This window comes from Halorussus halobius (genome assembly GCF_004765805.1).
Classification (GTDB): domain Archaea; phylum Halobacteriota; class Halobacteria; order Halobacteriales; family Haladaptataceae; genus Halorussus; species Halorussus halobius.
This window is the reverse complement of the sequence record NZ_SBIU01000005.1, coordinates 336701-357132: the sequence shown is the minus strand read 5'-3', so window position 1 is coordinate 357132 and position 20432 is coordinate 336701. Positions and strand designations below refer to the sequence as shown.

The following is a 20432-nucleotide window of genomic DNA, read 5'->3' as shown; positions in this document are numbered from 1 at the left end:
CGCGCTTCGGCGCGACCCGCACGTGGTCGCGCCGACGCGCGCGCCGGACGTGGAATGAAGCACCGAGCGGCGAATCGTCGAATCCTGCGTGTCGAACCCCGAGCGTCGAATCCCCGAGTATCGATTGCCTGAAAATCGTTTCGACCGCGGCCGACGCAGTACGCAACCGCTAACACCGTCGCCTGCGAACCGGCGAGCGTGACCGAAGACTCGACCGACGACGGAGCCGGGAGCCCGCGCGTCCGACCGTACGACCCCGACCGCGACGCCGACGACCTCCGGGCGCTCAAGCGCGCGTTCGAGATGGGGCTGGCGACCGACACCGGCGGCGAGGACAAGCCGGCCAAGTACGAGGCCAAACTCACCGACGAGTACGCCGAGCGATACCTCGACTGGGTGTTGTGGTGTACGAAACACGAGCGTCGATGCGTGACCGTAGTCGAGGCCGACGCCGAGACTGCCGACGGTGAGCCCGGCGACGCGGCGACCGACGACCCGGCGCTGGCGGGCTACGCCTTCGTCCTGCCCCAACAGCTCTCGATGATATGGGACGCCGCAGTGTTGAACGAACTGTATCTCCGGCCCGAGTATCGCGGAACCGGCGTCGCCGACGACCTGATGGCCGCCGTGGTCGCGCTCGCCGAGGACCAGGACCTCCCGATGGACCGACTGGTCCTCGACGTGGACCAGGAGAACGACCGCGCGCAGGCGTTCTACGACCGCCACGGCTTCGAGCAGTGGGCCGAGATGGTCGCTCGGGAGTTGGACGGGGAGTAGGCGAAGAGTCGGTCCGGAACGAGCCCGGACGGAATCGCTGGATTCGGTACGTTTGTCGTGCGAATTGACCGCTGCGAGTCCTAGACCGGTCTTCACAGTTTGAAGAGCAATATTACAGAACTCATGCTAACTGAACAGCGGTCGTCTGCGAGTATTAGTCAATTCGTGGGAGTTCCACTACGAACGTGGAACCTCGGGATTCGTTATCTTCGAGTCGAATGCTTCCGTCATACCCCTCAACTAGCGTCTGGACGAGAGTGAGCCCGCCACCACCATGCTTCTCGGTTTCATCCGCCTCGAACAGCATCTCCTTTTGGTCCTTGGGAATGCCCGGACCGTTATCGCTTAGGAACATTCTGACGGTGTCTCCATCCGTTTCCACAGCGACTTCGATCCGAGCGTCTTCAGCGTCGTTGTGTTCGACGGCATTCTCAAGCAGGTTGTCTACGACCGATCGGAGGCCAGCGTTCGCAGGCACCAGCGCTTGATTCGGGAAATCAGTCGCCACGGTAACGTCATACGTTGCTTCAGTTCGACCCGCTAATTCGGCAGTTATAGATACGAGATCAGTGGGTTCCAGCTGTGGCTCACCAACCAGGGTATCCGTGATCGCGTCCGTTGATTCAATTCGTGAGAGTGCTTCGTTTGCCTTCTCAGCTATTATCGCAGGTTCTACACCAGCCGGTTCACCGTTCTCGCCTCGTTCTTCCCCCTCGATGAGTTCCGCATACCCCTCTATCACGTTGAGATCGTTGCGAAGGTCGTGGCGAATGATGTCGTTGACGAACGCGAGCGCGTCCCTGACTGTTCGAGCTTCACGTGCGTCTTCTCGTGCCTGAGTACTATAGTAACCGACCAACAGCCCGGCTATCATCCCGACCTCTACCGAGATAAGGAGCGGGAAGGCTGGCTCGGTGAGGGACCGTCCCTCGATAGTTCGGACGAGGAACGTCGCTCCGAAAACGACTAGAAACACGAGGCTGCCTCCGATTGACCAGCCAACGATGCGTCGGCGATTCTCGGGTGAAGATTCAGTCCGGAAAAGCCAGTAACCACCATAGATAACTCCAAGCGCGAGCAGCCCATCCAGCAAGAACGCTATCGCCGGCCCGACCACATTGGTCAGGAGAACGAATTCGCGGGCGTGGTGACCCACTGCGAAGAGAAACAGCACCGCACCGATTCCCATAATAAGAGAAGGTGATAGTTTAGATATTCTTTGCCTAGTCATATCACACTGTTCCGTTCGTCCTTTATAGAAGTTCTGAAGGTCAGTTCTGGCAATGATTCGGTCGTACTCTATTGATAGATATTTCACCTGTACTCAACAGCTGCTTCATGTTCGATTCTGAACACGAATCTTCGCTATCGACCGAAAACGCTGACGACTACACCAATTTCGTGGTCACCGCGCCGCCGAGCGCGCCGAAGACGACGGGGTAGACCACGCCCGCGACCAGAATCCCGGTCACGGGGTCGAGCGCGATTGCGGCCTCGGTGTCGCCAAGCGCGTGCGTCCCGAGCGCGACCGTGAGGACCCACACCGGGAGGTAGCCCAGCGCGACGGCGGCACCGGCCGTGGCACGCTCGACGAGGTCGCCAGCGCGCGCGACCGCCGCGAGCGCCCCGGCGACCGCGAGGACGAGCGCGGGAACGACCAGCAGGGCGGCCGTCCCGTCGCCGGTCAGGACGTTGACGGCCTGCGTTCCGCCGAATGGCGTGGGAAATCGAACGTCCACGAAGTGAGCGTTCCCGAACAGCCACGCCACGCCCTTCCACGTCGGGACCGCCGTCCCGCCGAGCAGTTCCGAGACGAAACCCACGCTCCGGAGCGTCTCGGCGACCGCGTCGGCCCGCGCGACGTACGCGACGAGATAGCCGGCCAGCCACGCGAGGACGCCCGAGACGACGCCGCGACCGAGTACGCCCCGCGTCACGAGCCGTCGGCGCGCGACCGAGGCGCTTTCAGTCGTAGTCATGTGTTCGACGCGCCACCGACGGGACGAGTATCTTGTGGCTCACCGTCGCCGACTCGGTCTGTTGGCCGACGATTCCCGCCGTGGCTTACCGCCGCCCGGGGATTCAAGAGCGACGAACGGGAACCTCCTGCAAATGATTCTTCGAGACGCGCAGGTTCTCGACGGCACCGGCGAGCGGTTCGAGGACGCCACGCTCCAGTTCGACCCCGAGTCGGGCCGGGTCGACGCCGTCGGCGACGCCGACCCGCGCGGGGACGAACCGGCCTACGACCTCGGTGGCAAGACGGTCGTCCCCGGACTGGTCGACGCCCACGTCCACTTCTCGCTGTCGGGCGAGGCCAGCGTCGACGAGGTGGCGTCGATGAGCGACGCGGAACTCGCCCTTGTCGAGGCCCGGAACGCCCGGACGACCCTCGAAGCCGGCGTGACCGGCGTCCGCGCGATGGGGGCGCGCGACCTCGACGTGCTGGTCCGGGACCGCATCGAGCGCGGGGACATCGCGGGCCCCCGAACCGTCGCCAACTGCCGGTCTATCACCATCACCGGCGGGCACGGCCACCACCTCGGCCGCGAGGTCGACGGCCCGACCGAGTGCCGGAAGGCGGTCCGCGAGCAGGTCAAGCGGGGCGCGCAGTTCATCAAGTTCATGGCGACCGGCGGGGTGACCACGCCCGGTACCGACCCCGACGCGCCGGCGTTCACCGACGCCGAGATGGACGCACTCGTCGACGAGGCCCACCGGCGGGGCGTCCACGTCGCGACCCACGCCCACGGCGCGAGGGGCGCGCGCGCCGCCATCCGAGCGGGCGTCGACACCGTCGAACACGGGACCTTCCTCGACGAGGCGACCGTCGACCTGCTGGTCGCCGAGGACGTGACGCTGGTGCCGACGCTCTCGGCCCCGTACAACATCGTGGCCAACGCCGACCACGCCACCGACGAGAGCCTCCGGAAGACCGACGACGTGTACGAGCGCCACATCGAGTCGTTCCGGCGCGCGGTCGAGGCCGGCGTCGACGTCGCGGGCGGCACCGACGCCGGCACGCCGTTCAACTACCACGGCGCGAACGCGACCGAGGTGTCGTTCATGGCCGAGTACGCGATGGCCCCGATGGACGCCATCGTGGCGATGACCGGCCGGTCGGCCGAGGTAATCGGTCTGGCCGACGCCGGCACGCTCGAACCCGGAAGCCACGCCGACTTCCTCGTGCTGGACGAGGACCCGCTCGACGACGTGGCGGCGCTCGGCGACCCCCGGACCGTGGTCAAGGGCGGCGAGGTCGTCGCCGGCGACGAGTTCGGTCCGGGCGGCGTCGGCGAGCGCGGCGAGTGACCGTCGGGGACGCGCGGTTCACCGCGCTTCTGTCGTCGGTCGACCGCGACCGACTGCCCGTTCCGGCCGGTGGAACAGCCGCCAGTAGCGCTCGGTGCCACAGCGGCCAGTAGCGCTCGGTGCCACATCTGCGGTCCTGGTGGACTGAAAGGGCGAGGCGCGCTCGCGGGCCGAAGGTCCGTGGTCGTCTCCGCAGGCGACTATTCGCGGCGGGCGTTGCGGAGAGCCGCGAATATCCTGCGGAGCGGCCGCGAGCGCGTCGAGGGCTTTCGAGGCTGTGATTGCGGTTCCAGCGCTGTCGCAGAGTGCGTCGAGGGCGTTCGAGCAGACGACTCCAGTGCGAACTGCGCGAGTGCGAGGATTCGGACAGCGGAGACGTTCAGTGCGTGAACACCAGTATCCGGTCGGACTCCCGGACGACGCAGAACCGGCCGCCCGGCGGGTTGAAGCTGTTGTGACGCTTCTCGGATATCAGCAGTTCGTCGAACGGCTCCTCGCAGGCCGGACAATCGAGTCCCTCGCGGTTCTCCCACAGTTCGGTGTCGCCCGCGTCCTTCCGGAGCTTCAGGGCGTGTCGGTGGTCGTGGACGTCGAAGCGTTGTTCGGTCATAGCCGATGGTCGTAGCTCGGGTTTCGCTCACTCGTCCTTCGTCGCTTCGGTCCACTCCTCGCGGGTGACGGTGTACCGATGGACGTCGACTGGACCGTCGCCGTCGGTCCCGCCGTTCCTGAGCAGCCCCTCGTGTCGGCCGCCGAGCCGCTCGACGTACTTCTCGATGGCCCGGCGGGACTTCTCGTTGCCCGCGTGGTGGTCCACGGCGACGAGTTCGAGGTCGAGGCGTTCGAAGGCGACTTCCGCGAGGGCCGCCGCGCGCTCGCCCGAGTACCCGCGACCCCAGAACGGCTTGCGGAGCCACATCCCGAAGGTGGCGGTCCGGCGCTCCCAGTCGGGATGCATGCCGGTCATGCCGGCGAACTCGCCCGCCTCCGGTTCGCCTCGCTTGGGTCGAATCACGTACGTCGCGTCCTCGCCCTCGCGCCGGGCCTCGGCCTGCGAGCGCAGGAAATCGAGGGTCTCCTTGGGCGTCCGATGTGGCACCCACGAGAGGTAGTCGGTTATCTCCTCGACGTCGGGGTTGCGCTGAGAGGTGTGCTGATAGACCTCCAGGGCGTCCACGTTCTCCGGCGTGAACGCTTCGAGGACCAGCCGCTCGGTCTCGATTCGGTCCGGGAACATGGGGAACGCCTCGGAGCCCCGCGAGAAAAGTGTTGGCCGGGAGTGGGACTCGGTGGCAGGGTCGGGACCGGCCGTCACTCGTCGGACTCGCGCTCCGGGTCGCCTCCCGGCGAGTCGGTCGTCTCGACGCGCTCGCGGAGCCAGTCGGTCGCGGCCCCGACCGCCTCGGCGTCGGTGCCGGTGACCTTCAATCGGCCGGGCGTCTCGTCGACGCCGGGGTAGCTCCCGACCGCCGCGTCGAATCGCTCGCGGACCTCGTCGAGTCGGTCGCCGAGCGCGCCCTCGGGCTCCGCCGTGTAGAGCGTCTCGGACACCACGTCGCCGCCGAAGTCGTCGGCGACCAACTCGAAGGTCGCCTTCATCTCGCGCGGGATGCCCGGCAGGACGTAGACGTTCTCGACCGCACAGCCCGGTGCCCACCCGACGTCGGTCGTCAGGGCGCGTCCGCCCTCGGGCAGCGACGCCGCGAGGTCGAGGTCCATCCGCAGGTCGTACTCGTCGACCATCTCGGGGTTGTCCTCGCGGAACTGTCGGGCCTCCGCTTCGAGTCGCTCGCGCTGGTCGGGGTCGACCGCGAACGCCCGGTCGAGGCCGTCCGCGACCGCCTCCATCGTCACGTCGTCGGGCGTCCCGCCGATGCCGCCCGTGACGAGTACGGCGTCGAAGGTTTCCGACCACTTCCGGACGGTTTCGGCGATTACTTCCCGGTCGTCGGGCACCGTGAGGATGCGCCGGACGCGGCCGCCCCGCTCGTCGATGCGGTCGGCCAGCCACGACGCGTTGGTGTTGACGGTGTCGCCCGCCAGAATCTCGTCGCCCACCGACAGCACTGCCACGTTCATGGTCGGCGAGTGGGTCGTGGCGGACTTAGCCGTGTCGGCGGAGTCCGTGCGCATCGTGACCACCGACGAGGACCCCGAGTTCGGACTCCTCTCAAACTACGACGCGGGAAGGGTACGATGGAACGGTTTTCATTCGAGGCGATACCGGGAAGCGAATATCATCAGCGGAAAGAGCGCGAACGAGAATCCGATCGCCGGCCCAACAAAGACGACCTTCGATAATTCGTGTGCGACGAAGATACTTACCCCTAACTCGTCCCCGTAGGGGAACGTCGGCCAAGTGAGATACGCACCGAACAGCAGTACAGCGAGACCGAGAGAGAGGACCAAGGGGACGAACTGTCGACGGAGGCGCTCGTACGGGGTGTTCCACGCTGTTATACTCAGTACGAGTGCCGAACTCAGAATCGCCAACAGGGAGCCGCCAACGACGACGAGACTTCCGACGGTAACCGCGACCGAGGGGAGGTCAGCCTGCAACAGTACGGCCCACGCGGACAGGCTCAACAGAAAGAGTGGCCAGATACTGATTCCGAGTACATAGCCGTAAGGTGGTTCGAGAAACCGGTGGTGTAGCCGCGGTTCCGGCTCGGGGCCGGCGGTGCCCACCCACCGTTCGAGTGCCTCTACCGCCATGTTATCGCGTTCGCCCCCACATGATATAAAACTGACTGAAAAGTGCCGGCGTACCCTTCTTGCCGTTGGAGGGGAAGAGTCGGCCGGCCAGAGAGCGGAACGGCCGAGAGCGAACCGTCCCACGGGCCGGAGTTCGTCGTCGCGTTTGCGCGGGTGTTCAATCGCCGGGACTAAACTGGGCCGTCACCGTTCCGATGTCGCGTCGACCCCCGTCCTCCGAAGCGCGCTCTCCGCAACCACTAAACGCGGCTCGCACCTACCCACGCCCAATGACCGACTGGACCGAGAAGTATCGGCCCACCTCGCTCTCCGAACTGCGCGGGAACAACAAGGCCCGCGACGCGCTACAGGAGTGGGCCGAGACGTGGGACGACCACCGGGAGGCCGCCATCCTCCACGGCAGTCCCGGCGTGGGCAAGACCTCCGCCGCCCACGCGCTCGCCAGCGACATGGGGTGGCCGACCATCGAGTTGAACGCCAGCGACACCCGGACCGCGGACGTGGTCGACCGCGTCGCGGGCGAGGCCGCCAAGAGCGGGACGCTGACCCAGCAAAAGCAAGGCGAGGTCGGCCGCAGGCTCGTCATCATGGACGAGGCCGACAACCTCCACGGCAACGTCGACCGGGGCGGGTCGCGGGCCATCACCGAGGTCGTCAAGGACGCCGGCCAGCCGATGGTGCTCATCGCCAACGAGTTCTACGACATGTCGAACACCCTCCGGAACGCCTGCCGGGAGATCGAGTTCCGGGACGTGTCGGCCCGCTCCATCGTGCCCGCAATCCGCCACATCTGCAAGCAGGAGGGCATCGAGTACGAGGACGACGCCTTGCAGGCCATCGCCGAGAAGAACGGCGGCGACCTCCGGTCGGCGGTCAACGACCTGCAGGCCATCGCGGAGACGAGCGAGCGACTCACCGCCGCCGACGTGGAGGTCACGGGCGAGCGCGACCGGACCAGCGGCGTCTTCGACTTCCTCGACGCGGTGTTCAAGGAGATGGACGCCCGGAGCGCGCTCGAAGAGTCCTACGACGTCGACGAGACGCCCGACGACCTACTCAACTGGGTCGAGGACAACGTGCCCAAGGACTACGAGGGGTCGGAACTCGCGACCGCCTACGAGTTCCTCGCGAACGCCGACAGGTGGCTCGGCCGCGTGCGAGCCACGCAGGACTACTCCTACTGGCGGTACGCCGGCGACAACGTCGCGGCCGGCGTCGCGGCGGCCCGCGAGGGCGAGAAGGGCGGCTGGACCCGGTACGGCCCGCCGAGCTACTGGCGGAAACTCGGGAGTTCGCGCGCCAATCGGAACAAGCGCGACTACGTGGCCCGGGCCATCGCGGAGGCCGACGGCGTGAGCATGTCGACCGCCCGCCGGGAGATGCTCCCGTTCCTGTCGGCGATGACCCACCACTGCAAGAACCGCGACCTGACGGTCGCGATGACCGCCAAGTACGACCTCGACGCCGAACACGTCTCGTTCGTCACGGGTTCGGGCGAGGACACGAACAAGGTCCAGGGCATCGTCGAGGAGGCCGAGGACCTCCGGGAGGAAGCGGCCGTCGAACACTCCGGGAGCGCGTTCGAAGGGGCGACTCGCGACGAGTCCGACGCCGGCGCGTCCGACGACGGCGGCGGGACCGACGGCGTCGAGAGTGGGGAGGGCGACGACGGCGCGGGCGACGACGGCGATTCGGGCGACGACGCGCAGTCGGGATTGACCGACTTCGCGTAGCGTCGCGCCCCCGACCGTCCGGTCGCGTCGGCGGGGACGGCCCTCCTACCGGGGCGGCCACACCAGAATCTCGCCGTCGCCCCGGACGGTCACGTCGTGGCCCTCGTACCGGAACGTGACGGACGTCTCGGTGTCGCGGTCGCGCATCGACGCGACGAACTCGTGGAGCGCGTCGGGGTCCATGTACTCGTAGAGGGGCGCGAGTTCGGTGACGGAGGCGTCGGTCGCCCGCGAGATGGCGCTGGTGACCGCCGAGTCGAGCGTCTCGCTGCCCGACCAGTCGGCCTGCACGCGCAGGGGTGTCTCGGAATCGTACTCCATCGCGTCAGCCGTGTGCGGTTCGGTCTTCGACATGGTGTCTCGCCACTTCTCGCAAGGGCGGACAGGTGCTTCAACCCCCCAAACCCTGAAACGCGATTGCGGGGCCTGAGAGCGGGTTGGGGCCGAGTTAAGCCGACTTCAGCGACGTAACCCGTCGATACGTGCGGTAGGGTCGACCTAACCCGGAGAAACGGCGCGTGGAACGGTTCGACTGGTGACGCGACCTGCTGAAACGGCGCAATCCCTTTTTCGCTCCGCGTCGCACGAGTCCACGAATGGGGACGCGACCGTCCGCCGTCCTGCTCGTCGCGGTACTGTGCGTCTCGGCCGTCGCGGGGTCGCTCTCCGGTGTGGCGACGTCGACCGACAGCGCGACCTCGGCCGGCGCGGCGACCCAGACCGAATTCCACGGCGTGACGCCCGACACCGTGGTCATGGACGTGCAGGTCCGCGAGAACGGGTCGGCCGCGTGGAACGTGACCTACCGGACCCGACTCGACGATTCGGACACGGCCGCGGCGTTCCGGAGCTACAGGGCGGACGTGGCGAACAACTCGACGACGTACAGCCGGCAGTTCGTCGACCGGATGACCGGGACCGTCCGGAGCGCCGAGCGCGCGACCGGGCGCGAGATGGCCGCCCGGAACTTCGGCGTCCGCGCCGAGGTGCGGGAGTTCCCACAGCGGTACGGCGTCGTGGTCTACTCGTTCGAGTGGACCGGCTTCGCCGGGACCGACGACGGCCGGTTGCGGGTCGGCGACGCCCTCTCGGGCCTGTTCCTCGACGAGAAGACCCGACTGCTCGTGACGTGGCCCGACGGATACGACGCCGCGACGGTCCGGCCGGAACCGGACGAGCGCCGCACCCGGACGGCCGTCTGGCGGGGACCGACCGACTTCCCCGCCGACCAGCCCCGGCTCGTCCTCGCGCCGCCCGCGACCGGCGGCCCGCTCGACCGCCCGTGGGCCGACGCACCGCTCGGGGTGGGACTCGCCGTCGTCGCGGTCCTCGGCGTCGGAATCGCGGGCGGGTGGTGGCTCCGCCGGGACGACCGCGCGAGCGCCGGGACCGACGGCGAGCCGCCGGAGCCGCCCGAGGACCTGCTGAGCAACGAGGAGCGCGTGCTGCGGCTGCTCGAACGTCGCGGCGGCCGGGTCAAGCAGAAGGCCGTGGTCGACGAACTCGGGTGGACCGAGGCGAAGACGAGTCAGGTCGTGGGAGCCCTCCGCGACCAGGGCGAGATAGAGAGCTTCCGGCTTGGTAGGGAGAACGTACTCGCGCTCCCCGGCGAGCGTCAGGAGTCCTGAACCGTCCTTAATCCGGGTTAATCCGGATTGAGTAACGGCGGCTTGTTGTCCGCCGAGCGCGTGGTAACGAGCGATGAGACTCGCCTTCGTACTGGTGGTCGTCGGGGTCGCCCTGGTCGCCGGGACCGGCGTCGCGACCGCGACGACCGACCAGCAGACACCGCCGCCATGGCCCGGCGACGGCCCGCCCGGCAACGACTCCGCGACCGCGAACGGCTCCGCGAGCGCCCCGCCGGGCCAGCAGTTGGCCGGCGCGGTGGGCGCGCAGGGAGCCTCGGTGGAGGGCGAGCTCTGGAACCGCACCCTCACCGACCGGCTCGCCGACGCCGGGACGCCGGGCGAGCGCGCCGGGGTGCTCGCCGAGGAGACCGACACGCTGGCGGCGTACCTCGGGGTCCTCGAGGGAGTCAAGTCGAACGTCACCGGCGCGCGGGCGGCCGGCGAGATGGGCGACGGCGAGTACCGCGCGACCCTGTCGGCGTTCGTGGTGCGAGCCCACACGGTCGAACTGCGAGCCAACCGCACCGCGCGGGCGGCCCGGAACCTGTCGGTCGTCGCGCGCGAGCGCCACGACGTCAACGTGACTCGCGTGCGGAACGTCTCCGAGCGCGCCCGGGATCTCTACCGGTTCGAGGACGAGCTCGGCCGAGAGGTCGTCAACGAGACGCTGACCGACGAGCGCGCGCTGACCGGGATGGCCGTCGAGACCGACGAGTCGAACCGGACGGCCGACGCGGACGGGGCGACCGAGGACTCGCGGGCCGGCCAAGGGCCGGCGAGCCGGGTCAGTGGACCCGGGTGAGGAACTCCTCGGCGCGGTCGGTTTCGGGGTCCTCGAAGAACGCGGTCGGCTCGCCGGTCTCGACGACCTCGCCGTCGGACATCAGCACGATGCGGTCGCCCACCTCGCGGGCGAACCCCATCTCGTGGGTCACCACCAGCATCGTCATCCCGCCCTCGGCGAGTTCGCGCATCACCGACAGCACCTCGCCCACGAGCTCGGGGTCGAGCGCGGAGGTCACCTCGTCGAACAGCATCACGTCGGGGTCCATCGCGAGCGCCCGAGCGATGGCGACCCGCTGTTGCTGGCCGCCCGACAACTGGTTGGGGTACGAGTCGGCCTGCTCCCGGAGCCCGACGTCCTCGAGGAGGCGCGCGCCGATTTCGACGCTGTCGCGCTCGGGCACGCCCTGCACCTTGGTCGGGCCGAGGGTGACGTTCTCCAGGGTGGTCTTGTGCGGGAACAGGTTGAAGCTCTGGAACACCATCCCGATGCGCTGGCGGAGCCGGTTGACGTCCACGTCGGGGTCGGTGATGGACTGGCCCTGGATGCGGACCTCGCCGCCCTGAATCTCTTCGAGCCGGTTCGCACACCGCAACAGCGTCGACTTCCCGCTGCCGCTCGGTCCGATCACGACCACGACCTCGGTCTCCTCGACCGCGAGGTCGACGTCCTTCAGGACGTGGGTCTCGCCGAAGTACTTGTCCACGCCGTCGAACGCCACGGCGGGCACGTCACGCATCGGTCTCACCCCACTCGGCCCGGCCTTCGAGGTACCGGACCAGCTTCCCGAGCGGGAGCGTGATGGCCAGGTACGCCACCGCCACGAGGACGATGGGCGTCCACGCGTCGAACTGGTTGCTGTTGACGTTCCGGAACACGCTCATTATCTCGGGCACCGCGATGACGGTCAACAGCGAGGTGTCTTTCACGAGGATGACCTGGTCGTTGCCCAGCGCCGCCAGCGCGTTCCGGGCGGCCTGGGGCATGACGACCTCGCGCATCGCGTCGATGTACGACATCCCCAGCGACCGGGCGGCCTCCATCTGGCCGTCCGGGACCGCGCCGATGCCGCCCTTGATGGCCTCGCCCGCGTAGGCGGCGTGGTTGAGCGAGAGCGCGATGACGGCGGTCGGGATGTTCCAGTTCGAGATGGGGAACTGGCCGGGCGGCCAGAACGCCGGGATGCCCAGATAGATGATGAATATCTGGAACAGCAGGGGCGTCCCCCGGAAGAACTCGACGTACCCCGTCGCGATGGACCGGGTGAACGTCGTCCGGGAGACCCGGCCCAGCCCGACCATCACCCCGCCGACCAGCGAGAGCACGCTGGACGCGATCACGATTTTGAGTACCAGCACGTAGGCGTCGAGGAATCGCGGGAATATCGACGCCAGCAGGTCGTAGTCGACGTAGTCGCTCAGTATCCAGTACAGCAGGAAGAACACGCCCGCGGTGAACAGGGCCGCGACGCCGACGCCGAACCACTTGACCCGGCGGTCGGTGACGAGTCCATCACTCGTGGAGCGTTCGACGGTCGTTTCGTCCGGGTAGGTTCCAGCCATAGCGAACCGATGTTTGTCAAGGGAACTGCGATTGCCAAAAATCGCTCGTTCGGGGGTCTCGGTCGGTCGAGCCGATTACTCGAAGTACTCGGCGTATATCTCGTCGTAGCGACCGCTCTCGCGGACGGCCGCCAGCGCCTCGTCGACCGCTTGCCTGAACGCGTCGTCGTCCTGCCGGAACGCGATGCCGTACTCCTCGACCGTCAGCGTCAGGTAGTCGGGGGCGTCGTCGCCCTGGTCGGCGGCCTCGCCCTCGCCTTCGAGGAAGACGACGCTGTCGCGCTCGGAGACGTACTGGGCGTTGACCGTGTTGTCGTTGATGACGGCGGCGGCCTGCCCGTTGAGCAGGGCGTTGAACGCGCCGCTGATCTGGTCGTAGCTGTCGATACTGAGGTCGCCGTCGAACTCCGACTGGAGCTCCTCGGTCGCGGCCTCGCCGGTCGTCCCCTTCTGGACCGCGACGGTCTGGCCCTGCAAGTCGTCGAGGCTCTCGATGTCGCCGTTTTCGAGGACCGCGACGGTCTGGTACGCCGTGAAGTACGGCTCGGAGAAGTCGACCTGTTGGGCGCGCTCGTCGTTGATGGTCATCGCCGACATGATGAGCCGGAAGTTGCCGTTGTTCAGGCTCGGGATGATGGTGTCGAACCCGGTCTGCTCGAACTCGTATTCGAGACCCATCTCCTCGGCAAAGACGGCTTCGGCGACGTCGACGTCGAACCCGACCAGCGTGCCGTCCTCGGTCCGGTACTCGAACGGGTTGTACGGGATGTCCGAGCCGATGACGACCGGTTCCTCGACCTCGTAGTCGGCCGAGTCCTCGGCGGTCGTCTCTTCGGACGCCTCGGCCGTCGTCTCCTCGGACGCCTCGGTCGTCGTCTCCTCGGTGGTCTCGTCCGAGCCGCTCTCCTCGGTAGTTTCGGTCGATTCGCCCTCGTCGTCGCCGGACTGGCCCGTACAACCCGCGAGTAACAGTCCCGCACCGACGCCCGCACCGCTCGTAACGAACGTACGTCTGTTCATGGCTCTGTTACTGGTCCGTACCACGCCGGAGGTTTACACCTTCCTATTGCGTACAAATACGGTAACGATAGTCATATTTATCCGGGAGCAAGTGAACCCCCGCGTCCGGGGCCGACGAGCCACACCGGCCGGGGCCCGGCTACGCGGATTCGGTGGTCGTCGCGCCGCCCGCGTCCGTCTCGTCGGCTCCATCGGTCTCGGTCCCCGCGTCGGTCTCCGTGGTGGTTCCCCCGCCGCGTTCGAGGATGCTCCGGGGCGGGTCGCCCGGGAAGTACTCGCGGTATATCTCCGCGTACCGGCCGCTCTCGATGACGGCCGCCAGCGCCTCGTCGACCTGCTGGCGGAACTCGTCGTCGTCCTGCCGGAACGCGATGCCGTACTCCTCGACCGTCAGCGTGAGGTAGTCCGGCGCGCTCTCGAACGCGTCGGCGGCCTCGCCCTCGCCCTCCAGCATCACGACCTCGTCCTGCTCGTCGGTGTACTGGAGGTTGACCGCGTTGTCGTTGATGACGGCGGCGGCCTGCCCGTTGAGCAGGGCGTTGAACGCCCCCGGAATCTGGTCGTAGCTGTCGATACTGAGGTCGCCGTCGAACTCCGACTGGAGCTCCTCCGCCGCGGCTTCCCCCGTGGTTCCCTTCTGGACCGCGACGGTCTGGCCCCGCAGGTCGTCGAGCGAACTCACGTCGCCACTCTCCAGCACTGCGACGGTCTGGAACGCCAGAAAGTACGGCTCCGAGAAGTCGACCTGTTGGGCGCGCTCGTCGTTGATGGTCATCGCCGACATGATGATTCGGAAGTTGCCGTTGTTCAGGCTCGGGATGATGGTGTCGAACCCGGTCTGGACGAACTCGTACTCCCGGTCCATCTGTCCGGCGAAGACGGCCTCGGCGACGTCGACGTCGAATCCGACCAGCGTGCCGTCCTCGGTCCGGTACTCGAACGGGTTGTACGGGATGTCCGAGCCGATTCTGATGACTTCGTCGTCCTGCGCGCTCGCGAGACCCCCGAGCGCGACCGTGCCTGCGATTCCGGCGCTCCCCCTGACGAACGACCGCCTGTCGATGTGCATCTGATTTCCCCCACGGACACGTCCACGCGGCGGCACATAATCGTTGGTCGAAACGTCGACGTTCGGACGGTAGCGCGCCTAAAATCAGCCTCAGTCGTCGCTCGGAACGCCCTTGGCCGACTCGCTCGCGGTGGCGTCGGGCGCGCGGTCGGTCTCGTAGGCCCACAGCGTCGTCGCGAGCAGCGACCCGAAGATGACCAGCGCGGCCGCGTGGTGGGCCACCTGGACGACCGGCGTGTAGACGAACACGGTCGCGCCGCCCAGCACTATCTGGAGCGGCGTGGCCGCCAGCGCGAGGGTCGCGGCCCCGCGAATCCGGCGCTGGCCGCGGTACTTCCACGCGCCGACCGTGGTGCCGAGGATGAAGAACCCGGCTATCATCGCTATCAGGCGGTGGAACCACTCGACGAAGCTCGGAAACGTCTGGGGAATCAGGCCGCCGTCGCAGAACGGCCACTGGGCCGAACACGACAGCCCCGCGCCCATCGCGGCGGTGTAGACCCCCAGCAGGATGAGCGTGAAGGTGAGACCGGTGGTGACGGCCGCGAGGTGGCGAAATCGGACCATCAGCGCTCGCCTCCCGTCTGCGCGACTCGCCCCGTCTGCCCGACTCGGTGAGTGTGGACGTACACGGTTTGAACTCCCTTGCCGAAAGTTTCGACCGGTCGTACTTAGGTCTGTTCGACCGTTTCCGGGCGCTGGGAACGAGCGAAGAATCACCGAAGTCGCCCCATTCAAGGCGGTCGCTCCCCACCCGCCACGTATGTCCAAACGCGAGCGCCTCGACGCCCTCCTGGCCGAGCGCGACCTCGAAGCCGTCTGGTTCGCCCGGCCGAACTCGGTCGCGTGGCTGACCGGCGCGAACAGCGTCGTGGACCGCGAGGCCGACGTCGGCGTCGCGGCGGTCGGCTACGACGGCGACGGGCTCGAAGCCGTGACGAACAACGTCGAGGCCGACCGGCTCCGCGACGAGGAACTGCCCGACGACGTTCGGGTCGCCGCGTTCGACTGGTACGAGTCGTCGCTGGCGGAGGCCGTGGCCGACCGCAGCCCCGACCCCGCCGCCGCCGACTTCGACGTGCCGGGCATGGCGTCGGTCGACGCCTCCCCGCTCCGCCAGCCGCTCACCGACGCAGACGTCGAGACCTATCGCGAACTCGGCCGCGAGACCGCCGCCGCCGTCGAGGCGGTCTGTCGGGAGCTCCAGCCAGGCGACGCCGAATCCGAGGTCGCGTCCGCGCTCCGGGTCGCGCTCTCGGCGCGGGGCATCGAGTCGCCCGTGGCGCTGGTCGGCGGAGCCGAGCGCGCCCGCCGGTACCGCCACTACACGCCGACCGACGCCGAACTCGGCGGCTACGCGCTGGTGTCGGTTACGGCCCAGCGCGACGGCCTTCACGCCAGCGCGACCCGGACCGTGGCGTTCGCGTCGGAACTCGACGACGAGTCGCTGGCCGACCTCCGCGAGCGCCACGACGCCGCCCGGACCGTGGAGGCGACCGCGCTCGCCGCCACCCGCGAGTTCGCGGGTGGGGGCGAGCGCGGCGAGACGGCCGGCACGGCGAGCGACGTGTTCGCCGCGATTCGGGACGCCTACGAGGCGGTCGGCTATCCCGACGAGTGGCGCGAGCACCATCAGGGCGGGGCGGCCGGGTTCGCGGGCCGGGAGTGGTTCGGTGCGCCCGACGCCGACGACCCCGTCACCGCGCCGATGGCCTACGCGTGGAATCCGACGGTCGCGGGTGCCAAGAGCGAGGACACGGTGCTGGTCGCGGACGGCGAGCTCGAGGTGCTGACCGACACCGGCCGGTGGCCCACGACTGCGGTGGCCCCACGAGAGGACGACGCGACGGTCGAGCGGCCCGACGTGCTGGTGGTGGGCGACGAGGCCTGAGGAGTTCGACGCCCGTCGAACCGTCGTTCGACGGCTTCGGATAGTTTTTTAGTCGCGGGTGCGATGTGTCGCGCCATGGGACTCGACGAAGATTCGCTCGACTATCACAGCCGGGAGCCACCCGGCAAGATCGAGATCGCGACGACGAAACCCACGAACACCCAGCGCGACCTCAGCCTCGCGTACTCGCCGGGCGTGGCCGCCGCGTGCCGCAAGATAGACGAGACTCCCGACGACGCCTACAAGTACACCGCGAAGGGGAATCTCGTCGGCGTCGTCTCGAACGGCTCGGCGGTGCTCGGGCTGGGCGACATCGGCGCGCAGGCATCCAAGCCCGTGATGGAGGGCAAGGGCGTGCTGTTCAAGCGGTTCGCCGACATCGACGTGTTCGACGTCGAACTCGACCAGGCCGCCCCGGAGGAGCTCATCCGGAGCGTGAAGGCCATGGAGCCGACGTTCGGCGGCATCAATCTCGAGGACATCAAGGCTCCCGAGTGCTTCGAGATAGAGGAGACGCTTCGCGAGGAGATGGACGTGCCCGTGTTCCACGACGACCAGCACGGCACCGCCATCATCTCGGGGGCCGCCCTGCTCAACGCCACCGAGATAAACGGCAAGAATCTCGAAGACCTCGACATCGTCTTCTCGGGCGCGGGGGCGTCGGCCATCGCCACCGCGCGGTTCTACGTCTCGCTGGGCGCGCGCAAGGAGAACATCACGATGTGTGACTCCTCGGGCATCATCACCGAGGACCGCGCCGACAGCGGCGACGTCAACGAGTTCAAGGCCGAGTTCGCCCGCGACGTGCCCGAGGGCGACCTCGCGGACGCGATGGCGGGCGCGGACGTGTTCGTCGGCCTCTCGGTCGCCGACATCGTCTCCCAGGAGATGGTGCGGTCGATGGCCGACGAGCCGGTCATCTTCGCCATGGCGAACCCCGACCCCGAAATCAGCTACGACGACGCCAAGAGCGCGCGCGACGACACGGTCATCGTCGCCACCGGGCGCTCGGACTACCCCAACATGGTGAACAACGTCCTCGGGTTCCCGTTCATCTTCCGGGGCGCACTCGACGTGCGCGCGACCGAGATAAACGAGGAGATGAAGGTCGCGGCCGCCGAGGCGCTCGCTGACCTCGCCAAGCAGGACGTCCCCGACGCCGTGGTGAAAGCCTACGGCGACCAGCCCCTCCAGTTCGGCCCCGACTACATCATCCCGAAACCGCTCGACCCGCGCGTGCTGTTCGAGGTCGCGCCCGCGGTCGCCGAGGCCGCGACGGAGTCGGGCGTCGCCCGGAGCGAACTCGACGCCGACGAGTACGTCGAGACGCTGGAGGCCCGGCTGGGCAAGTCCCGCGAGATGATGCGGGTCGTCCTCAACAAGGCCAAGTCCGACCCCAAGCGGGTCGCACTCGCGGAGGGCGACGACGAGAAGATGATTCGGGCCGCCTACCAGATGGTCGAGGAGGGCATCGCGGAGCCGATACTCGTCGGCGACCGCGAGACCATCGAATCCACCGCCGACTCGCTCGGACTGGCGTTCGACCCCGAGATCGCCGACCCGTCGACCGCCGACCACGACGAGTACGTCGACCGACTCTACGAACTCCGGGGACGGAAGGGCATCACTCGGAGCGAGGCCGAGGAGCTGGTCGCCAAGGACAGCAACTACTTCGCCAGCGTGATGGTCGAGCAGGGCGACGCCGACGCGATGCTGACCGGGCTGACCCACCACTACCCCTCGGCGCTCCGCCCGCCCCTGCAGGTCGTCGGCACGGCCGACGACGCCGAGTACGCCGCCGGGGTGTACCTGCTGACGTTCAAGAACCGCATCATCTTCTGTGCGGACACCACGGTCAATCAGGACCCCGACGAGGAAGTGCTTGCCGAGATAACCAAACACACGGCCGAACTCGCCCGCCGGTTCAACGTCGAACCCCGCGCGGCGATGCTGTCGTACTCGAACTTCGGCAGCGTCGACAACGAGGGCACGCGCAAGCCCCGCCGGGCCGCCGACGCCCTCCGCGCGGACCCCGAGGCCGACTTCCCGGTCGACGGCGAGATGCAGGCCGACACGGCGGTCGTCGAGGACATCCTGAACGGCACCTACGAGTTCTCGGACCTCGACGACCCCGCGAACGTGCTCGTCTTCCCCAACCTCGAAGCCGGCAACATCGGGTACAAGCTACTCCAGCGGCTCGGCGGCGCGGAGGCCATCGGCCCGATGCTGGTCGGGATGGACAAGCCGGTCCACGTCATCCAGCGGGGCGACGAGGTCAAAGACATCGTGAATCTGGCGGGCGTGGCTGTCGTCGACGCCCAGCAGAACGAGTAACGCGAGCGAAGCGCGACGGCATTCAAGGACAACATCGAATTTATCCCTCCGTGCTGCGTAGGGGACGCCGATGGGGGAGCAATCGCGGGAGACAGACCACGCCGGCACCTCCGCCGCGCGCTGGGTCCGGGGCCCGGGCGAGCGCCGACAGGCCTTCGACGCGCTCGCGGAGGCGTCGGCCGACGGCATCATCATGCTCGACGACGACAGCGTCATCCGGTACGCCAATCCCGCCGTCGAGCGCATCCTGGGCTACCCGCCGGGGGAACTCGTCGGCGCGTCGAAGATGACCATCATCCCCGAGCGCCTCCGACACGTCCACGCGGAGGCGCTCCAGCGGTACCTCGAAACCGGGAACAAGCACATCGACTGGACGTACGTCGAACTACCCGGCCAGCACGTCGACGGCCACGAGGTGCCCCTGGCCATCTCGCTCAACGAGTTCGTCCACGACGGCGAGCACTACTTCGTCGGGACGTTCCGGGACATCTCCGCCCGGAAGGCGGTCGAGCGCGAGTTGGAGAAGCAAAACGAGCGGCTCGAACGGTTCGCCAGCATGCTCGCCCACGAGCTCCGGAATCCGTTGCAGGTGGCCCAGATATACCTCGACTTCGTCCACGACGACGGGGACGGCGCGACAGTCGCCAAGATAGCCGACGCCCTCGACCGCATCGACGAGATAATCGAGGTGCTGTTGATGCTCGCGCGCGGAAACGACGGGGTCGACGGTCGGGAGACGGTCGACCTGTCCGAGGTCGTCGCGGACGCGTGGGCGAACACGTCGACCGGCCGGGCGACGATAGCGGTCACGACCTCGCAGCGATTCCGGGTGAACCGGACGCACCTCCAGCAGTTGCTGGAGAACCTGTTCCGGAACGCGGTCGAACACGGGTCCGCGGGCGACGGCCCGCCGGACGGTACGTCCGCCGAGCGCGACGACCCACCCGTGACGGTCCGGGTCGGTCCGCTCGACGACGGCTTCTACGTCGAGGACACGGGGTCGGGAATCCCCGAGGCCGAGCGCGAGAAGGTCGCCGAAGCGGGTTACACGACCGACGAGGACGGAATCGGGCTGGGCCTGACGTTCGTGGCCGAGCTGGCCGACGCCTACGGCTGGGCGTACGCCATCACCGAGAGCGCCGAGGGCGGCGCTCGCTTCGAGTTCACCGGCGTCGAGACGGCGACCGACGAGTGACGCGACGGCGGACGGCGGCCGGGAGCGATTCGCCCCCGAGCGAAAGTGTCGTGTGTACCCGGCCCGACGCCACCACCATGCCCAAGTGGCTCCAGAGCGGCCGGCGGCGCGACCTCTGCGTCCTGCTGTACGAGGCCGACGAGCTTCGCGGCCAGTCGCTCAAGACCCGACTCGAAGACCGCTACGACGCCCGAATCGACTCGAAGTCGTTCTACGGCGCGCTGGAATCGCTCGAAAACAAGGGGTTCGTGGAGCGGCGGACCGACGGGATTCACGAGGTGTACGCACTGACCGACGCGGGCGAGGCGCGGGTCGAGGAGCAGTACGAGTGGATGCGCGAGCGTATCGAGTAGTCGGGAGACTGCGTCGTCAGTTCGGGGGTCGACGGAGGAGTCGAGACGGGGCCTCGGAA

General features: G+C 67.8%; 21 protein-coding genes. 9 read left to right on the top strand and 12 right to left on the bottom strand.

Annotated elements, in window-relative coordinates; all coding sequences use genetic code 11:
* Positions 1 to 198 precede the first annotated feature (198 nt).
* Entirely contained in the window at positions 199 to 777 is a 579-nt protein-coding gene (locus tag EPL03_RS16030; protein ID WP_135830335.1) for a GNAT family N-acetyltransferase, read from the top strand.
* 154 nt (positions 778 to 931) lie between these two features.
* On the opposite strand, the gene EPL03_RS16025 is transcribed toward EPL03_RS16030, so the two are convergent.
* Entirely contained in the window at positions 932 to 2008 is a 1077-nt protein-coding gene (locus EPL03_RS16025) for an ATP-binding protein (protein WP_210425020.1), read from the bottom strand.
* 157 nt (positions 2009 to 2165) lie between these two features.
* On the bottom strand, positions 2166 to 2756 hold the full coding sequence (locus tag EPL03_RS16020) for a transporter (protein ID WP_135830334.1): 591 nt from the start codon (positions 2754 to 2756) through the stop codon (positions 2166 to 2168).
* A gap of 133 nt (positions 2757 to 2889) precedes the next feature.
* On the opposite strand from EPL03_RS16020, the gene EPL03_RS16015 reads away from it, so the two are divergent.
* Positions 2890 to 4089 (top strand): metal-dependent hydrolase family protein, encoded by a 1200-nt coding sequence (locus EPL03_RS16015; RefSeq protein WP_135830333.1) that lies wholly within the window; start codon positions 2890 to 2892, stop codon positions 4087 to 4089.
* Between the two features lie 379 nt (positions 4090 to 4468).
* Here the strand turns inward: EPL03_RS16015 and EPL03_RS16010 are convergent, their stop codons facing one another.
* The 4 genes from EPL03_RS16010 to EPL03_RS15995 all read right to left on the bottom strand — a co-directional run bounded on the left by EPL03_RS16010 (position 4469) and on the right by EPL03_RS15995 (position 6804).
* Complete coding sequence (locus EPL03_RS16010; protein ID WP_135830332.1) at positions 4469 to 4699, bottom strand: DUF7385 family protein; 231 nt, start codon at positions 4697 to 4699, stop codon at positions 4469 to 4471.
* A gap of 27 nt (positions 4700 to 4726) precedes the next feature.
* On the bottom strand, positions 4727 to 5326 hold the full coding sequence (locus EPL03_RS16005; protein WP_135830331.1) for a GNAT family N-acetyltransferase: 600 nt from the start codon (positions 5324 to 5326) through the stop codon (positions 4727 to 4729).
* A 74-nt stretch (positions 5327 to 5400) separates the two neighbouring features.
* Positions 5401 to 6168, bottom strand: a complete 768-nt coding sequence (locus EPL03_RS16000) for a competence/damage-inducible protein A (protein WP_135830330.1) — start codon at positions 6166 to 6168, stop codon at positions 5401 to 5403.
* 129 nt (positions 6169 to 6297) lie between these two features.
* Positions 6298 to 6804: a hypothetical protein gene (locus EPL03_RS15995; protein ID WP_135830329.1), complete on the bottom strand. Its 507-nt coding sequence runs from the start codon at positions 6802 to 6804 to the stop codon at positions 6298 to 6300.
* 269 nt (positions 6805 to 7073) lie between these two features.
* Here EPL03_RS15995 and EPL03_RS15990 point away from each other — a divergent pair, with 269 nt between their 5' ends.
* Positions 7074 to 8537: a replication factor C large subunit gene (locus EPL03_RS15990; RefSeq protein ID WP_135830328.1), complete on the top strand. Its 1464-nt coding sequence runs from the start codon at positions 7074 to 7076 to the stop codon at positions 8535 to 8537.
* A gap of 45 nt (positions 8538 to 8582) precedes the next feature.
* Here the strand turns inward: EPL03_RS15990 and EPL03_RS15985 are convergent, their stop codons facing one another.
* Positions 8583 to 8858 (bottom strand): HalOD1 output domain-containing protein, encoded by a 276-nt coding sequence (locus tag EPL03_RS15985; RefSeq protein WP_168216286.1) that lies wholly within the window; start codon positions 8856 to 8858, stop codon positions 8583 to 8585.
* Positions 8859 to 9133: 275 nt separating this feature from the next.
* Between EPL03_RS15985 and EPL03_RS15980 the strand changes: the two genes are divergently transcribed.
* Positions 9134 to 10165, top strand: coding sequence for a helix-turn-helix transcriptional regulator (locus EPL03_RS15980; protein ID WP_135830327.1), 1032 nt, complete (start codon positions 9134 to 9136; stop codon positions 10163 to 10165).
* 73 nt (positions 10166 to 10238) lie between these two features.
* A complete protein-coding gene (locus tag EPL03_RS15975; RefSeq protein ID WP_135830326.1) occupies positions 10239 to 10967 on the top strand; it encodes a hypothetical protein in 729 nt (242 codons plus the stop codon).
* On the opposite strand, the gene EPL03_RS15970 is transcribed toward EPL03_RS15975, so the two are convergent.
* The 5 genes from EPL03_RS15970 to EPL03_RS15950 form a co-directional block, all read right to left on the bottom strand.
* The gene (locus EPL03_RS15970) at positions 10951 to 11688 is read right to left on the bottom strand and encodes an amino acid ABC transporter ATP-binding protein (protein WP_135830325.1); all 738 of its coding nucleotides are present in this window, start codon (positions 11686 to 11688) and stop codon (positions 10951 to 10953) included. The two genes, EPL03_RS15975 and EPL03_RS15970, sit on opposite strands and share 17 nt — an antisense overlap.
* Positions 11681 to 12511 carry an amino acid ABC transporter permease gene (locus EPL03_RS15965; protein ID WP_135830324.1) on the bottom strand — a complete coding sequence of 277 codons (831 nt, stop codon included), beginning with the start codon at positions 12509 to 12511 and terminating at the stop codon, positions 11681 to 11683. The genes EPL03_RS15970 and EPL03_RS15965 overlap by 8 nt, the downstream gene beginning before the upstream one ends.
* A gap of 75 nt (positions 12512 to 12586) precedes the next feature.
* Positions 12587 to 13531: a transporter substrate-binding domain-containing protein gene (locus EPL03_RS15960; protein WP_135830323.1), complete on the bottom strand. Its 945-nt coding sequence runs from the start codon at positions 13529 to 13531 to the stop codon at positions 12587 to 12589.
* Positions 13532 to 13670: 139 nt separating this feature from the next.
* Entirely contained in the window at positions 13671 to 14594 is a 924-nt protein-coding gene (locus tag EPL03_RS15955; RefSeq protein ID WP_368277083.1) for a transporter substrate-binding domain-containing protein, read from the bottom strand.
* A gap of 96 nt (positions 14595 to 14690) precedes the next feature.
* Positions 14691 to 15167: a COX15/CtaA family protein gene (locus EPL03_RS15950; protein WP_244605289.1), complete on the bottom strand. Its 477-nt coding sequence runs from the start codon at positions 15165 to 15167 to the stop codon at positions 14691 to 14693.
* Between the two features lie 196 nt (positions 15168 to 15363).
* Between EPL03_RS15950 and EPL03_RS15945 the strand changes: the two genes are divergently transcribed.
* The 4 genes from EPL03_RS15945 to EPL03_RS15930 all read left to right on the top strand — a co-directional run bounded on the left by EPL03_RS15945 (position 15364) and on the right by EPL03_RS15930 (position 20373).
* On the top strand, positions 15364 to 16491 hold the full coding sequence (locus EPL03_RS15945) for a M24 family metallopeptidase (protein ID WP_135830321.1): 1128 nt from the start codon (positions 15364 to 15366) through the stop codon (positions 16489 to 16491).
* Between the two features lie 75 nt (positions 16492 to 16566).
* Positions 16567 to 18825, top strand: coding sequence for an NADP-dependent malic enzyme (locus tag EPL03_RS15940; protein WP_135830320.1), 2259 nt, complete (start codon positions 16567 to 16569; stop codon positions 18823 to 18825).
* A 70-nt stretch (positions 18826 to 18895) separates the two neighbouring features.
* Positions 18896 to 20020, top strand: a complete 1125-nt coding sequence (locus EPL03_RS15935) for a two-component system sensor histidine kinase NtrB (RefSeq protein ID WP_135830319.1) — start codon at positions 18896 to 18898, stop codon at positions 20018 to 20020.
* A gap of 77 nt (positions 20021 to 20097) precedes the next feature.
* Positions 20098 to 20373 (top strand): helix-turn-helix transcriptional regulator, encoded by a 276-nt coding sequence (locus EPL03_RS15930; RefSeq protein WP_135830318.1) that lies wholly within the window; start codon positions 20098 to 20100, stop codon positions 20371 to 20373.
* The last annotated feature ends 59 nt before the right edge of the window (positions 20374 to 20432 follow it).

Excerpts from the sequence above, each read along its gene's own strand:
- EPL03_RS15945 (WP_135830321.1), top strand. The coding sequence starts at position 15,364 with ATGTCCAAACGCGAGCGCCTCGACGCCCTCCTGGCCGAGCGCGACCTC.
- EPL03_RS15930 (WP_135830318.1), top strand. The coding sequence starts at position 20,098 with ATGCCCAAGTGGCTCCAGAGCGGCCGGCGGCGCGACCTCTGCGTCCTG.
- EPL03_RS15975 (WP_135830326.1), top strand. The coding sequence starts at position 10,239 with ATGAGACTCGCCTTCGTACTGGTGGTCGTCGGGGTCGCCCTGGTCGCC.
- EPL03_RS16000 (WP_135830330.1), bottom strand. The coding sequence starts at position 6,168 with ATGAACGTGGCAGTGCTGTCGGTGGGCGACGAGATTCTGGCGGGCGAC.
- EPL03_RS15940 (WP_135830320.1), top strand. The coding sequence starts at position 16,567 with ATGGGACTCGACGAAGATTCGCTCGACTATCACAGCCGGGAGCCACCC.
- EPL03_RS15985 (WP_168216286.1), bottom strand. The coding sequence starts at position 8,858 with ATGGAGTACGATTCCGAGACACCCCTGCGCGTGCAGGCCGACTGGTCG.
- EPL03_RS15990 (WP_135830328.1), top strand. The coding sequence starts at position 7,074 with ATGACCGACTGGACCGAGAAGTATCGGCCCACCTCGCTCTCCGAACTG.
- EPL03_RS15960 (WP_135830323.1), bottom strand. The coding sequence starts at position 13,531 with ATGAACAGACGTACGTTCGTTACGAGCGGTGCGGGCGTCGGTGCGGGA.
- EPL03_RS15950 (WP_244605289.1), bottom strand. The coding sequence starts at position 15,167 with ATGGTCCGATTTCGCCACCTCGCGGCCGTCACCACCGGTCTCACCTTC.
- EPL03_RS15995 (WP_135830329.1), bottom strand. The coding sequence starts at position 6,804 with ATGGCGGTAGAGGCACTCGAACGGTGGGTGGGCACCGCCGGCCCCGAG.
- EPL03_RS15980 (WP_135830327.1), top strand. The coding sequence starts at position 9,134 with ATGGGGACGCGACCGTCCGCCGTCCTGCTCGTCGCGGTACTGTGCGTC.
- EPL03_RS16005 (WP_135830331.1), bottom strand. The coding sequence starts at position 5,326 with ATGTTCCCGGACCGAATCGAGACCGAGCGGCTGGTCCTCGAAGCGTTC.
- EPL03_RS16015 (WP_135830333.1), top strand. The coding sequence starts at position 2,890 with ATGATTCTTCGAGACGCGCAGGTTCTCGACGGCACCGGCGAGCGGTTC.
- EPL03_RS15935 (WP_135830319.1), top strand. The coding sequence starts at position 18,896 with ATGGGGGAGCAATCGCGGGAGACAGACCACGCCGGCACCTCCGCCGCG.
- EPL03_RS16020 (WP_135830334.1), bottom strand. The coding sequence starts at position 2,756 with ATGACTACGACTGAAAGCGCCTCGGTCGCGCGCCGACGGCTCGTGACG.
- EPL03_RS16025 (WP_210425020.1), bottom strand. The coding sequence starts at position 2,008 with ATGACTAGGCAAAGAATATCTAAACTATCACCTTCTCTTATTATGGGA.
- EPL03_RS15965 (WP_135830324.1), bottom strand. The coding sequence starts at position 12,511 with ATGGCTGGAACCTACCCGGACGAAACGACCGTCGAACGCTCCACGAGT.
- EPL03_RS16010 (WP_135830332.1), bottom strand. The coding sequence starts at position 4,699 with ATGACCGAACAACGCTTCGACGTCCACGACCACCGACACGCCCTGAAG.
- EPL03_RS15970 (WP_135830325.1), bottom strand. The coding sequence starts at position 11,688 with ATGCGTGACGTGCCCGCCGTGGCGTTCGACGGCGTGGACAAGTACTTC.